The organism is Clavibacter michiganensis (assembly GCF_016907085.1).
Taxonomy (GTDB): domain Bacteria; phylum Actinomycetota; class Actinomycetes; order Actinomycetales; family Microbacteriaceae; genus Clavibacter; species Clavibacter michiganensis_O.
Window position 1 is genome coordinate 1,489,048 of sequence record NZ_JAFBBJ010000001.1, and the last position, 12,997, is coordinate 1,502,044.

Genomic DNA, 12,997 nt, shown 5'->3' on the forward strand with positions numbered 1-12,997 from the left:
GCTACATCGCGACAGAACGTCGCGATCCCCGACATCCCCTGACCGGAAGGAGCGCTCATGCGCACCCACGACCACGACGACCACCTGCCGTCCTCCTCATCCGCCGGCGTCCCCGCCGACCACCACGAGCCCCGCATGCAGCACCACCGCGGCGGACGCCCGCGCATCATGCCGGGCCACCCCCTCGCCCGCGGCTTCCGCCCCGGCGACGGCCCCGGCTTCCCCGGGTTCCCGGGCTTCCCCGGCATGGGCGGCTTCGGCGGCCCCGGCTTCGGCCCGGGCCGGGGACGCGGCGGACGGGGGCGCGCCCGCCGCGGCGACGTCCGCCTCGCGATCCTCTCCCTGCTCGCCGACGCGCCCTCGAACGGCTACGGCCTCATCACCGGCATCGCCGCGAAGACCGAGGGCGCCTGGCGGCCGAGCCCCGGATCCGTCTACCCGACGCTCCAGCAGCTCGTCGACGAGGACCTCATCGTCGCCGACGAATCCGGCGCCAAGAGCGTCTACTCCCTCACCGACCAGGGCCGCGCCCATGTCGAGGAGAACCAGGCGGAGATCGACGCCGCCTGGGCCGCCACCACCGACAAGTCCGAGGGCGAGGACGCGTTCCAGACGAGCCTCATGAAGCTCATGGGCGTGGTGAAGCCCCTCATGCACGACGCGACGGACGCCCAGCGCCAGGCCGCGGCGGCGAAGCTCGACGAGACGCGGCGCGCGCTGTACGCGATCCTCGCGGACTGACCCGCGCCGGCCGCATGGCCCCCGCACTACGACGACGGCCCCCGCATCAGCGGGGGCCGTCGTCGTGCGTGCGTGCGGGAGGGCGGATCAGCGGATCGCCGCTCCCGTGTCGAGGTCGTCGCCGGCCTCGAGGTCGGGGCCGTCCGACTCGGTGATGTCGATGCCGAGGCCGCCGTCCGCGTCGTCGTCCGCGACCGGATCGTCGTCGAGCGGCACGACGCGCTCGGCGTCGATGGCCTCCTGCGCCTCGTGGGCGTCGGCCCCGACGAGCTCCTCCTCGTCGACGCCCGTGTCGTCCAGGTCGCGGTCGGCGGGGTCGCGGGGGTTCTCGATGTCGCTCACGGTGCTCTCCTTCGCTCGTCGATGCGGCGCGCTCGCGCCGTGCGTCGACGGTACGCGCCGAGGCTCCGCGCGTGCTGGCCGGATGCATCCCGCGGGCGTCGGGGGCGTGCTGGGGTCAGGAGACGCCGACGCTGATGCGGTGCCAGCCGGTCGCGCCATCGGGGGCGGGCGGCGCCTCGTCGGAGGTCTGCGTCGCGCCCGTCGTGTCGGTGGCGCGCACCTCGACGCTGTGGGATCCGCTCGTCGCGTCCCACGCGTACGACCACTGCCGCCACGTGTCCGCGCCCACGCCGTCGCCCAGCGTCGCCTCGACCCAGTCGCCCTCGTCGACGCGCACCTCCACCTTCTGGATGCCGGTGTGCTGCGCCCAGGCCATGCCGGCGATCGCCGTGCGGCCCGCGTCCACGCGCGCGCCGGAGCGCGGGGTGTCGATGCGCGAGCCGGTCTTGATGGGGCCGCGCTCGGTCCAGCCGCGGGTCGACCAGTACGCGACGTCCTCGGCGAAGGTCGTGACCTTGAGCTCGGTGACCCACTTGGTGGCGGAGACGTAGCCGTAGAGGCCGGGCACGACCATGCGCACGGGGAAGCCGTGCTGCTGCGGCAGGGGCTCGCCGTTCATGCCGACGGCCAGGATCGACGCGCGGTCGGGATCCGTGAGCGCCTCGAGCGGCGTGCTCGCGGTCCAGCCGTCCTGGCTCGTGGAGAGCACCATGTCGGCGCCCGCGGTCGGCTTCGCGCGCTCGAGCAGGAGACGGATGGGGTAGCCGAGCCACAGCGCGTTGCCGATGAGGTTCCCGCCGACCTCGTTGGACACGCACGTGAGGGTGGTCACGTGCTCCTCGAGGGGCAGGGCGAGCAGCTCGGCGAACGTGATCTCGACCTCCTGCTCGACCATGCCCGTGATGCGCAGCTTCCAGGACGCCGCGTCGACCGACGGCACCTGCAGCGCGGTGTCGATGCGGTAGAAGTCGGTCGCGGGCGTGAGGAACGGCGCGAGGCCGGGCACGCCGAGCTCGGCGGTCGCGGGGATCGCGGCGGCCGGCGTCGCGGCGCGCGGGAGCACGAGCGTGCGGCGGAAGTCGTCCACGCGGGCGGCGGCGGCGTTGAGGCCGCGGGCCACGGATCCGGCGACGACGGAGGTGACGCCCGCCACGACCGTCATGAGGAGGAAGGTGCGGCGCTCGACGCGGGAGCCTGCGCCCGGCGTGAGCGGGGCCCGCGCGGCCGGGCGGACGATGCCGCGCACGGGCTCGGCGACCGCGGCCGACGCGGATGCCGCGCGGTCCGCCGCGTCGCGCCAGTCGCGGAGGCGGTCGGCGCCGCGGTGGAGGATGAAGACGCCGGCGATCATGCCGACGATCGTCGGGATCGCCGCGGCGCCCGTGGCCCCGGCGCGCGTGGTGGCCGCGAGCACGGCGATCCCGGCGAAGAGCGCGAGCACCACCACGCCGAGCGGCGGGCGGCGCACCTGGAGGATCCCGGCGAGCGCGGCCGATGCGAGCACCACGAGGCCGAGCACGACGATGAGGGCGACCTTGTCGCCCGTCCCGAACAGGGCGATCACGGTGTCCTTGACGCCCGCGGGCACGAGGTCGATGACGAGCGCGCCGACCGCGAGCACGGGGCTCGCCGCAGGGGCGACGAACGCCGCGGCGATCTCGGCGACGGCCAGCACGGCGAGCGCCGCCACCACACCGAGGAACGCGGACCACCAGCGGAGGGCCGCGCGGGTCACGGGGCGACCGGCTTGCTGTACGGGAGGATCACGTCGAAGCGGCAGCCGCCGTCGATGTTCTGGACGGTGACGTCGCCGTCGTGGGCGCGCACGATGCCGCGGACGATCGCGAGGCCGAGGCCGGCCCCGCCGCCGCCCGACGCGTAGCCGCCGTCGTGCGTGCCCTCGGCCTGCACCGCGGGATCCGGAGGAGTGGCCTCGACGGTCGCGACCGGGAAGTCGGGGCCGAGCGCGGTCTTCTCCGCGGCGCTCTTGCCGTAGGCGCGCGGGGTGCGGGATCCGGTCGACCGCCAGCCCGCGTCGAACACGCGCGGGAGGTCGGCCTCGGGAATGCCGCCCGCGGTGTCCTCGACCGAGAGGACGGCGAGGTTGCCAGAGTCGCGGTGCGCGGAGATCACGATGCGGCCGCCCGGGAGCGACTGCTGGATGGCGTTCATCACGAGGTTGCCGACGACGCGGGAGAGCTCGCGCGGGTCGCCCTGCACCACGAGGTCGTCGTGCGCGGTCTCGCCGCGGAGGTCGACCTGGCGGGCCTGCGCGACCGGGCCGAGCTCGGCCACCGTGTCGCTGACGACGTCGTAGAGGGAGACGCGCTCGACGGCGAGCTCGAGGCTGCCCGAGTTGATGCGCGACAGCTCGAACAGGTCGTCGACCATGCCGTTGAGGCGGTTCGCCTGCACGCGGATCTGGCGGAAGTAGCGGTGCTCGTCGTCGACCATGCCGTCCTCGAGGGACTCCGCCATGGCGCGGATCCCCGCGAGCGGCGTGCGCAGGTCGTGCGACATCCACGCGATGAGCTCGCGGCGGCTGCGCTCCTGCGCCTCCATCCGGTCGCGGGCGTCGGCGAGGCGGCGGTTGGCGGCGCTGAGCTCGCGGGCGAGCTGCGCGAACTCGGTGCTGGTGGGGCGGCCGGGCTCGACGGCGGCCTCCTCGCCCATGGACGCGGCGTAGCGGCCGAGCTCGCGGCTGCCGCGCACGAGGGTCATGCCGAGCATCGCGGCCATGACGAGCGAGACGAGCGCGGAGACGGCGGCGACCGAGAGGAACGCGGTGAGGCCGGCGTCGTCGACGAGCATGCTCGCGGTGACGGCGACCATGCCGCCCACGACCGAGAGCACGGCCGCGAGCGCGACCACGCAGATCTGCAGCACGAGCGAGCGGCGGCGGAGCGCGCGCAGCAGCACGCTCGCGCCGAGGCCGACGACGGCGGCGCAGACGAGCGCCGTCAGCACGACGACGAGGAAGGAGTCGGCGGTCACGCGTCGGCCCCGGCGGAGGGGGCGTGATCCGCGGCCTCCGCCTCGTCGGCGGGCGGCGCGACGGGCGCCGCGGCGTCCGGGTCGAAGCGGTAGCCCACGCCCCACACGGTGCCGAGGAGCACGGGGTGCGCGGGATCCGCCTCGATCTTCTCCCGCAGACGCCGCACGTGCACGGTGACGGTGGAGAGGTCGCCGATCTCCCAGCCCCACACGGAGCGGAGCAGGTCGTCGCGCCCGAAGACGCGGCGCGGGTTCCGCAGCAGGAAGGCGAGGAGGTCGAACTCGCGGGAGGTGAGCGACAGCATGACGCCGGCCTGGTGGATCTCACGCGCGCCGAGGTCGAGCACGAACGGCCCCGCGACGAAGGGCGGCTCCGGCACGGGCTCGGGCACCGTGCGGCGGAGCACGGCGCGGACCCGGAGCACGAGCTCGCGCGGGGAGAAGGGCTTGGCGAGGTAGTCGTCGGCACCGGCGTCGAGGCCGTTGACGCGGTCCTCGCCCTGGCCGAGCGCGGTGAGCATCACGACGGGGACGGGCGACTCGGGGTGGTGCGCGCGGATCCGGCGGCACACCTCGAGGCCGTCGAGGCCGGGCAGCATGCGGTCGAGCACGACGAGGTCGGGCATGCGCTCGGTGGCGACGCGCACGGCCTCGAGGCCGTCGGCGACGGTCTCCACCTGGAAGCCCGAGGCCTTGAGGTAGCGGCAGACGACCTCGTTGACCGTGGGGTCGTCCTCGACCACGAGGATGCGGCGGCCGCGCAGCGGGTCCGGCCGCGAGGGATCGGGCCGCGCGGGGTCGGGGCGCCCGGCGTCGGCGCGCGCGGGATCGTAGGTGGGGCTCACCCGGTCAGACTATGCGCCGTCCCTGGCGGGGACCCGCGCGGTGTCCGGCTTGCGAGCGAGCCGTCACCCCTCGGGGCGCGCGGCGGTGCGCGGCGCGGATGCGTGGCGGACGCGCGCAGGCGCGGACTCCTAGGCTCGACGGATGACGCCAGTGCTCGTGGACGTGGTCCTCCCCTGCCTCGACGAGGAGGAGGCCCTGCCCTGGGTCCTCTCCCGCCTGCCCGAGGGGTACCGCGCGATCGTCGTCGACAACGGCTCCACCGACCGCTCGGCCGAGGTCGCCCGCGCGCACGGCGCCCTCGTCGTGACGGAGTCGCGCCGCGGGTTCGGGGCGGCGGCGCACGCGGGGCTCGAGGCGGCGACCGCGCCGCTCGTGGCGTTCTGCGACGCCGACGCGTCGATGGATCCGGCGCTCCTCCCCCGCGTGGTCGACCCGGTCCGCGACGGCGAGCGCGACCTCGTGCTCGGGCGGCGGATGCCGTCGACGCGCGGCGCGTGGCCGCTGCACGCGCGGATCGCGAACCTCGAGCTGGCTCGGCGGCTGCGGCGGATCACGGGCGTGCCCCTGCACGACCTCGGGCCGATGCGCTGCGGGCGGCGCACGGAGCTGCTCGGTCTCGGGATCCTCGACCGGCGCAGCGGCTATCCCCTGGAGATGCTGCTCCGGGCATCGGCGGCCGGGTGGAGCATCCTGGAGGTGGAGATGCCGTACGCACCGCGCGTGGGGCGGTCCAAGGTGACCGGCACCGTGCGCGGGACCGTCACGGCCGTGCGCGACATGTCGCGCGTGCTGGCCGAGGCGCGAGCTGCGGCGGCCGGCGCCGACCGCACCCCGGGAGGAGCCGCGTGACCGCCGTCGTCGTCATCGCCAAGGAGTGCATCCCGGGCCGCGTCAAGACGCGCCTGCACCCGCCGTTCACCCTCGAGGAGGCGGCCGAGCTCGCGTCCGCCGCCCTCGCCGACACGCTCGCCGCCGTCGACGACGCCGCGCCCGCGCGCCGCGTCCTCCTCTTCGACGGCACGACCCCGCCCGCGGAGGCCGCCGGCTACGACGTGATCCCGCAGGTGGCCGGCGACCTCGACGAGCGGCTCGCCGCCATGTTCGACGCCCTCGACGGCCCCGTCCTGCTCGTCGGCATGGACACCCCGCAGCTGACCGCCGACCTGATCCGCCCCGTGCTCGACTCCTGGGCCGACGGCGCGCGCGGCCCCGACGCCTGGTTCGGCCCGGCGAACGACGGCGGCTTCTGGGCGCTCGGCCTGCGGGATCCGGACGGTGCGCTCGTGCGCGGCGTGCCCATGTCCCGCGACGACACCGGCGCGGTGCAGCTGTCGCGCCTCATCGACGCCGGGCTCGACGTGGCGATGCTGCCCGAGCTCACCGACGTGGACACGGTGGACGACGCGCGGGAGGCCGCCGCAGCGGCGCCCGCCCATCGCTTCGCCCACGCGCTCCGAACCCTGGACACCGGCGCGCGCAGCCGCGCCGCCGCCACCGCACCCGCTACATCGCAGAGGGACCCCGCATGAGCCTGGCCGTCGACCACCCCGAGGACCGCGCCTCCGCGCGCGTCCGCACCTTCGGATCCGGTGGCGGCGAGCCCTACGCCCGGGCCCTCCGCGACTCCGGCGAGGTCCTCTTCCTATCGCTCGCCTCCGACGACGACAGCGCCGAGGTCATGGACCTGGGCCGCTGGAGCGCGGACGCCGACGCCGTGGACGCGAGCCTGCTCGCCGACGCCGCCGGCCCCGTGCTCGACATCGGCTGCGGCCCGGGCCGCATGGTCCGTGCCGCGATGGACGCCGGGCTCGGCGCGCTCGGGATCGACGTCTCCCCCACCGTGGTCGAGATGGCCGCGGGCCTCGGCCTCCCCGTCCTCCACCGCTCCGTCTTCGAGCGCCTGCCCCGCGAGGGCGGCTGGGGCACGCTGCTGCTCCTCGACGGCAACATCGGCATCGGCGGCGACGCGGCCGCGCTCCTCGCGCGCTGCGGCGACCTCCTCGACGACCAGGGCGCGCTCGTGGTGGAGACCCACCCGGATCCCGCCCGCGACCGCACCTTCGAGTGCACGGTCGAGGACGGCCAGGGCCGCGCGAGCGACCCGTTCCCGTGGGCGCAGGTCGGCCGCGACGCCGTCGCGCGCATGGCCGGCGACGCGGGCCTCGACCTCGTTCAGTGCTGGGAGACCGAGGGCCGGTCCTTCTGCCGCCTCGTGCGCGCGTAGAGCGTCGCGACCACGGCCGTCGCCACCGCGGTGGCGACCCACATGAGCGCGAGGCGCGGCGCGTAGTCGGCGATGAGGATCGTCGGGTTGTCGTTGCCGATCGCCCGGGCGCGGATCTCGGGGACGACCACCAGGGTCATCACCGCCATCACGACCACGCCGGCCTGGACGATCACGAGCGACCCGGCAGGGAGGCGTCGGCCGGCCTTTCGGATCAGCAGGCCTGCGACGAACACGACGGGCGACAGGATCGCGTCGTGCACCAGGATCGCGAGCAGCAGGAACACGGCGACGCCGACGACCTGGTCGGTGCGCTGCGAGTCGAGCAGCACGAGCGCGCCGACCACGAGGCCGACCACCCCCACCGCGATGAGCGCGATGCGGGCGGCGAGGACGCCGCGGGCAGCGGGGATGCGGGTGCCGGACATCACATGACCTCCAGGGTCGAGAGCCACTTGGTCTGCAGCACGCCGGGACGCCCGGGCGCGATCATGCGCGCCGGGTAGCCGTGCTGGATGTCGAGCGGCGCGCCGTCGAGCTCGAGCGCCACGAGGGTGAGCGGGTCGCGCACGTACTCCGGGCCCATCTCGGTGCGCCGGAAGCCGCCGCTCCTCTCGAGGCTCGTGACGCGCAGGCGCGCGCCCGCATCCGCGCCGACGGCGTCCATCAGGTCCATGAGGCGGACCCCGCGCCAGGTCGCCGACTGGCTCCAGCCCTCGACGCAGGAGATGGGGAGCGTCGCGGTGACGAGCCCCATGCCGCGGAGGTCGTCCATGGTGAAGGCGCGGGAGGCGGATCCGTTCGAGACGGTGAGCGTCCACCCGGGATCCATCGCGGTCTCGGTGACCCCCGCGGCCTCGGCCGTGCGGTTGACGGGCAGCGCCTGCGGGCCGGTGCCCATGACGCGCGGGCCGAAGGCGTTGAACGGGGCGAGGATCCGGAACGACTGCCCGGCGGTGAGGCCCACGACCGCGACGACGGACGCGCCGACCGCGACGAGGAAGCCGCGGCGGGCGACGGGGGTGGGCGTGACGGGGGTGTCGTCGATCCAGGCGAGCACGCGACCGGTGACGCCGCGGGGCGCGGCAGCGGGCGCACCGTCCACGCCGGGCGCGTCCTCGACGATGGGCGACTCGTCCGCCTGCCCGCGCCGCCAGTGCCGGGCGATGGCGGGCAGCTTCACGCCGATGTGGATCGCGAGCGACCCGATCACCACGAACGCCAGCGCGAAGTGCGTCTGCCGGAAGTAGAAGGGGAACGGCACCCACTGGAACGTGTTAAGGAGGCCCATCGTCACCTCGAGCAGCGACGCCCCGACGAACACGGCGATGGACGCGCGCTCGAGGAACGAGACCACGCCGGTGACGGGCGGGTACGTCAGCAGCTCGGGGAAGACGATCCAGAGCTTGGCGAGCAGCAGCGGCACGCACGCGATGCCGGCGGTGATGTGGATCCCCTGCGTCACCCGGTACAGCGACACGGGCGCGGTCGGGAAGCGCATCCACGGCAGCGGGTCCTGCAGGAAGTGGCTGTAGAGGCCCGTCGCGAAGCAGACCAGGAAGGCGAGGCCGAGGAGCCGGCCGATCACGACCGCCAACCGGGTCGTGCGCGCGGGCGAGGCCAGGCGCCGCCTGGCCTCGTGCATCAGCGTCCGCATGGGGGTCGTCCTTCGTCCGGGGAGCGGCGGGTCGGGGCCGGTCGGCGATCGCCCGGGCGCGCGCCGCCATGATGGAGTGTGCGCACCGCCCTCACCGCCCTCGTCCTCGCCGTCATGGCCGCGCTCACCGGGTGGTCGGTGGTCGCGTTCGATCTGTTCGGCGATGCCGACGACGAGGCGTTCTTCCGCCGCGAGGGTGCCGCGCCGCTGTTCTGGCTCGTGGTCGTCATCTGGGTGGTCTTCGGAGCGGCGGTCCTCCTGGTGCGGAAGCTGCCGGCCCGATCCACCGCTGCGCTCATCATCCTCGGATCGGTGGGCCTCGGCGCGGTCGCGATGGCCGGACCGCCGAACACCAGCACCGACTCCGCGCGATACGCGTGGGACGGCATCGTGCAGAACGCGGGCGAGTCGCCCTACCGGTACACGCCGGCCGACCCCGAGCTGCGCGACCTCCGGCCCGACTGGCTCTATCCGAAGACCGTCGTCGGGTCCGACGGGGCCGCCACCTGCGAGGGCAAGCGGATCATGGGCGTCCGAGAGGAGGAGACGCACGAGCCGATGTGCACGGCGCTCAACCGGCCGAAGGTCCCCACCATCTACCCGCCCATGGCCGAGCTGTTCTTCGCCGGCGTGCGCGCGGTCGTCCCCGTGACGGCCGAGTACTGGGCGTTCCAGGCCGCCGGGCTCCTGATGATGACGGCCGTGACGCTCCTGCTCGTCCGCGCGCTGCGCAAGCGCGGCAAGCCCGTGTGGTGGGCGGCGCTCTGGGCGTGGTGCCCGCTCGTGGCGAGCGAGGTCGTCACGAACTCGCACGTCGACGCGCTCGGGGCGCTGCTCGCGCTCGCGGCGTCGCTGCTCGTCGCGGGCGGGATGCGATGGCGCGGCGGGATCGCGCTCGGTGCGGCCATCGCGACCAAGCTCATCCCGGTGATCGCGGCGCCGGCGCTGCTGCGGAAGCAGCCCTGGAAGGTGATCACCGCGGCCGTCGTCACGTTCGCCCTGCTCTACGTGCCGTACGTGCTCAGCACCGGGATCGCCGTGCTCGGCTACCTCCCCGGCTACCTGCAGGAGGAGGGCTACGACGACGGCGGGCGGTTCCCGCTGGTGGAGCTCGTCGTGCCCGGGCAGTACGGGCTGATCGCGGTCGGGCTGATCCTCGCGGTCACCGCCGGGCTCGTCTGGTGGAAGACCGACCCGGCGGATCCGTGGCTCGGCCAGGTCGTGATGATCGGCGTCACGCTCCTCGCCGTGAGCCCGCGCTACCCCTGGTACGCGCTGCTGCTCATCCCGTTCATCGCCATGACCGGCCGCGGCGAGTGGTTCGCGGTGGTGGCCGCGCTCGCGCTGCGGCTGTTCGCGCCGGACCTGTGGGCGTGGCAGATCGCGCTCGCGGCGGCCCTCGTGATCGTCGTGGCCGGCTCGCTCGTGCGCCTCGGGCCGGACGGGCGCGCACGGCTGATGCCGGCGGCCGTCCGGCGACGGCTGGGTCGCGGGGACCGGCAGCGCGTGCCGGCCGGCGGACCCGACGCCGGCTGATCAGGCCCCGCGCGGGATCCGCACGGCGAGGCGCTCGCCCGCGAGCGGGCGGAGCGCGGCGAAGGACGCGGCGTCGAGCTCGGCGGTGACGTCGCCCGCGAGAGCCGACGGGTCGCCGGCAGCGAGGCGGAGCGTGACGCGGATCCGGCCGGCGACGCCCTCGATCCGCCGCACCTCGCCGGTCGCGACGTGGGCGCCGGCGCCGGTCGCGGGCGAGGACGCGGGATCGCCGTCGCGGTCCCGGGCGAGCCGCACGTCGGCCGGCGCCGCGAGGACCACGACGGGTCGCCCGTCGGAATCGCTCCCCGTCAGCCGGTTCATCCCGACGAGCCGCGCCACGTAGGCGGTCGCGGGCTGCGCGGCGACCTCGGCGGGCGCGCCCTCCTGCACCTGGCGCCCGTCCTCGAGCACGTGGATCCGGTCGGCCAGCGCGAGCGCGTCCACGGGATCGTGCGTCACGAGCACGGCCGCGCCGCCGAAGCGCCGCAGCTCGTCGGCGAGGAGCTCGCGCACGTCGAGGCGCGTGCCCGCGTCGAGCGCCGCCATCGGCTCGTCGAGCAGGAGCAGCGCGGGCTCGAGCACGAGGGCGCGGGCGAGCGCGACGCGCTGCGACTGCCCGCCCGACAGCGCGGCGGGCCGGCGGTCGGCGAGGTGCGCGATCCCGAGCCGGTCGAGCAGGGCCCGCGCCCGCTCCTCCGCCACGGCACGCGCGACGCCGTGCGCCCGCGGCCCGAACGCGACGTTGGCGAGCGCGGACAGGTGCGGGAAGAGCAGGTGGTCCTGGAAGACGACGCCGATGCCGCGGTGCTCGGCGGGGATCCGCGCGGCGCTCCCGACCGGCTCCTCGAGCACCCGGCCGCCGAGCGCGACGCGTCCCGCCGTGAGCGGCGCGAGCCCGGCGAGCGCGCGGAGCAGCGTGGACTTCCCGGCGCCGTTCGGCCCGACGACCGCGGTCGTGGATCCGGCCGGGACGCGCAGCGCGACGTCGAGCCGGAACGCGGCGCGCTCGACGACGACGCGCGCGTCGAGCCCATCGGTCACCGTCCCGCGGCCCGCAGACGCGCTCACGCGTGCACCCCCGTCGCCCACCGGTCGCGCAGGCTCACGAGCACGACGACCGACACGGCGAGGAGCACGAGGCTCAGCACGACGGCGGCGTCCGGATCCGTCTGCAGCGCGAGGTAGGCGGACAGCGGCACGGTCTGCGTCACGCCCGGGAAGCTGCCCGCGAAGGTGAGCGTGGCGCCGAACTCGCCGAGCGCGCGGGCGAAGCACAGCACCGCGCCGGCGCCGATCCCGGGCGCGACGAGCGGCAGGGTCACGCGGCGGAGCACCGTCCACCGGCTCGCGCCGAGCGTCGCCGCCGCGTCCTCGAAGCGGCGGTCGGCGCCGCGCAGCGCCCCCTCCACCGCGAGCACGAGGAACGGCATGGCCACGAAGGTCTCGGCGATCACCACGGCCGGCGTCGTGAAGGGGATGGTGATCCCGGTCAGCGCCTCGAGCGGTCCGCCGACGAGCCCGCGGCGCCCGAGCAGCAGCAGCAGCGCCACGCCGCCGATCACGGGCGGCAGCACGAGCGGAACGGTCACGAGCGCGCGGAGGATCCGCTGCACCACGGCCGGCCGGCTCGCCGAGCGCGCGAGCACGAACGCGAGCGGCACCCCGAGCACGAGGCTGAGGGCGGTCGCGGCGAGCGCGCTGCCGAGCGAGAGGCCGAGGGCGCGCGCGATCCCGGGATCCGCGAGCCGCTCCCCCAGCGTCGCCCACGGCGCGCGCACCACCAGGGCCGCGAGCGGCAGCACGAGGAACGCGAGGGCGACGCCGGCGGGGATCCAGAGGAGGACCGGGACGCGGTCGGCGCGCCGGTCAGGGCGCACGGAAGCCCGCCGCCTGGAACACGGCCCGGGCGTCGTCGCCGGCCACGTAGTCGGCGAACGCGGCGGCGAGAGCGGGCGACGCGGATCCGGCGAGCGGCGCCACGACGCAGTCGGTCGTCACGTTCACCTCGTCCGGCAGCGGCACGCCCTCGACCCGGTCGCCCGCGGCGCGCACGTCCGTCTCGTAGACGACCGCCGCGTCCACCTCGCCGAGCTCGACGCGCGTGAGGGCGGCGCGCACGTCCTGCTCGAGCGAGTCCGGCTGCGGCGTGACGCCCGCCTCCTGGAACGCCTGCGCCGCGGCGGCCCCGCACGGCACCTCGGGCGCGCAGAGGGCGAGGGTGCGGCCGGCGTCCGCGAAGTCCGCGAGGCCGGCGATGCGGGCGGGGTTCCCGGGCGGCACCGCGATCTCGAGGGCGTTGCGGGCGAACACGCGCGGATCCGCCGCCGTCTCGCCCGCGTCGACCACCGTCGTCATCGTCGCGTCGGATGCGGACGCGAACACGTCCGCGGGCGCGCCCTGCACGATCTGCTGCGCCAGCGTCGAGCTGCCGCCGTACGACACCGTGACCGTCACGCCCGGGTGCGCGCTCTCGAAGCCGCGGGCGACCTCGTCCATGCTGCCGGTGAGCGACGCCGCGGCCTGCACGACGAGGGTGCCGGCGAGGGAGTCGGGGGCGGGATCCGGGACGCCCGCGGGCGCGGATCCGCCCGCCGCGCACCCGGCCAGGAGCCCGGCGGCGAGGGCGCCGACGACGGCCACGCGCGCGAGGGTCGCCG

Annotated in this window: 14 protein-coding genes; 5 read left to right on the forward strand and 9 right to left on the reverse strand. The window is 75.7% G+C overall.

The genetic code is table 11. The features are described 5' to 3' along the window. Positions 1–57 precede the first annotated feature (57 nt). Complete coding sequence (locus JOE38_RS06790; RefSeq protein WP_204575446.1) at positions 58–741, forward strand: PadR family transcriptional regulator; 684 nt, start codon at positions 58–60, stop codon at positions 739–741. 87 nt (positions 742–828) lie between these two features. Here the strand turns inward: JOE38_RS06790 and JOE38_RS06795 are convergent, their stop codons facing one another. The 4 genes from JOE38_RS06795 to JOE38_RS06810 all read right to left on the reverse strand — a co-directional run bounded on the left by JOE38_RS06795 (position 829) and on the right by JOE38_RS06810 (position 4,922). After that, positions 829–1,083, reverse strand: coding sequence for a hypothetical protein (locus JOE38_RS06795; protein WP_204575447.1), 255 nt, complete (start codon positions 1,081–1,083; stop codon positions 829–831). Positions 1,084–1,198: 115 nt separating this feature from the next. Beyond that, a complete protein-coding gene (locus tag JOE38_RS06800) occupies positions 1,199–2,818 on the reverse strand; it encodes a molybdopterin-dependent oxidoreductase (RefSeq protein WP_204575448.1) in 1,620 nt (539 codons plus the stop codon). Next, positions 2,815–4,077, reverse strand: coding sequence for a sensor histidine kinase (locus tag JOE38_RS06805; protein WP_204575449.1), 1,263 nt, complete (start codon positions 4,075–4,077; stop codon positions 2,815–2,817). Before JOE38_RS06805 ends, JOE38_RS06800 begins: the two co-directional genes overlap by 4 nt. Then, a complete protein-coding gene (locus JOE38_RS06810) occupies positions 4,074–4,922 on the reverse strand; it encodes a response regulator transcription factor (RefSeq protein WP_204575450.1) in 849 nt (282 codons plus the stop codon). The genes JOE38_RS06805 and JOE38_RS06810 overlap by 4 nt, the downstream gene beginning before the upstream one ends. A gap of 142 nt (positions 4,923–5,064) precedes the next feature. Here JOE38_RS06810 and JOE38_RS06815 point away from each other — a divergent pair, with 142 nt between their 5' ends. Genes JOE38_RS06815 through JOE38_RS06825 form a run of 3 tightly spaced genes read left to right on the forward strand, consistent with a single transcriptional unit; the run spans position 5,065 to position 7,147 of the window. After that, positions 5,065–5,772 carry a glycosyltransferase family 2 protein gene (locus JOE38_RS06815; protein ID WP_204575451.1) on the forward strand — a complete coding sequence of 236 codons (708 nt, stop codon included), beginning with the start codon at positions 5,065–5,067 and terminating at the stop codon, positions 5,770–5,772. Beyond that, positions 5,769–6,452, forward strand: coding sequence for a TIGR04282 family arsenosugar biosynthesis glycosyltransferase (locus JOE38_RS06820; RefSeq protein ID WP_204575452.1), 684 nt, complete (start codon positions 5,769–5,771; stop codon positions 6,450–6,452). Before JOE38_RS06815 ends, JOE38_RS06820 begins: the two co-directional genes overlap by 4 nt. Further along, positions 6,449–7,147 carry a class I SAM-dependent methyltransferase gene (locus JOE38_RS06825; protein ID WP_086522709.1) on the forward strand — a complete coding sequence of 233 codons (699 nt, stop codon included), beginning with the start codon at positions 6,449–6,451 and terminating at the stop codon, positions 7,145–7,147. The genes JOE38_RS06820 and JOE38_RS06825 overlap by 4 nt, the downstream gene beginning before the upstream one ends. Here the strand turns inward: JOE38_RS06825 and JOE38_RS06830 are convergent. Both JOE38_RS06830 and JOE38_RS06835 read right to left on the reverse strand, forming a co-directional pair. Beyond that, the gene (locus JOE38_RS06830) at positions 7,096–7,575 is read right to left on the reverse strand and encodes a hypothetical protein (protein ID WP_204575453.1); all 480 of its coding nucleotides are present in this window, start codon (positions 7,573–7,575) and stop codon (positions 7,096–7,098) included. The genes JOE38_RS06825 and JOE38_RS06830 overlap by 52 nt on opposite strands. Further along, the gene (locus tag JOE38_RS06835; RefSeq protein WP_204575454.1) at positions 7,575–8,804 is read right to left on the reverse strand and encodes a molybdopterin-dependent oxidoreductase; all 1,230 of its coding nucleotides are present in this window, start codon (positions 8,802–8,804) and stop codon (positions 7,575–7,577) included. The genes JOE38_RS06830 and JOE38_RS06835 overlap by 1 nt, the downstream gene beginning before the upstream one ends. Positions 8,805–8,882: 78 nt before the next feature. Here JOE38_RS06835 and JOE38_RS06840 point away from each other — a divergent pair, with 78 nt between their 5' ends. After that, positions 8,883–10,340, forward strand: coding sequence for a glycosyltransferase family 87 protein (locus JOE38_RS06840; RefSeq protein ID WP_204575455.1), 1,458 nt, complete (start codon positions 8,883–8,885; stop codon positions 10,338–10,340). Here JOE38_RS06840 and JOE38_RS06845 read toward each other — a convergent pair whose 3' ends face one another. From JOE38_RS06845 to modA, 3 genes are read right to left on the reverse strand one after another with little or no spacing between them, the layout of a single operon-like run. Continuing rightward, positions 10,341–11,408 (reverse strand): ABC transporter ATP-binding protein, encoded by a 1,068-nt coding sequence (locus JOE38_RS06845; RefSeq protein ID WP_204575456.1) that lies wholly within the window; start codon positions 11,406–11,408, stop codon positions 10,341–10,343. After that, on the reverse strand, positions 11,405–12,217 hold the full coding sequence (locus JOE38_RS06850) for an ABC transporter permease (protein ID WP_204575457.1): 813 nt from the start codon (positions 12,215–12,217) through the stop codon (positions 11,405–11,407). Before JOE38_RS06850 ends, JOE38_RS06845 begins: the two co-directional genes overlap by 4 nt. Next, positions 12,207–12,980, reverse strand: a complete 774-nt coding sequence (modA, locus tag JOE38_RS06855) for a molybdate ABC transporter substrate-binding protein (RefSeq protein ID WP_307838843.1) — start codon at positions 12,978–12,980, stop codon at positions 12,207–12,209. Before modA ends, JOE38_RS06850 begins: the two co-directional genes overlap by 11 nt. Positions 12,981–12,997 lie beyond the last annotated feature (17 nt).

Bases quoted from the DNA above. Each gene is read 5' to 3' on its own strand.
- JOE38_RS06790 (WP_204575446.1), top strand. From the start codon at position 58: ATGCGCACCCACGACCACGACGACCACCTGCCGTCCTCCTCATCCGCC.
- JOE38_RS06815 (WP_204575451.1), top strand. From the start codon at position 5,065: ATGACGCCAGTGCTCGTGGACGTGGTCCTCCCCTGCCTCGACGAGGAG.
- JOE38_RS06825 (WP_086522709.1), top strand. From the start codon at position 6,449: ATGAGCCTGGCCGTCGACCACCCCGAGGACCGCGCCTCCGCGCGCGTC.
- JOE38_RS06830 (WP_204575453.1), bottom strand. From the start codon at position 7,575: ATGTCCGGCACCCGCATCCCCGCTGCCCGCGGCGTCCTCGCCGCCCGC.
- JOE38_RS06835 (WP_204575454.1), bottom strand. From the start codon at position 8,804: ATGCGGACGCTGATGCACGAGGCCAGGCGGCGCCTGGCCTCGCCCGCG.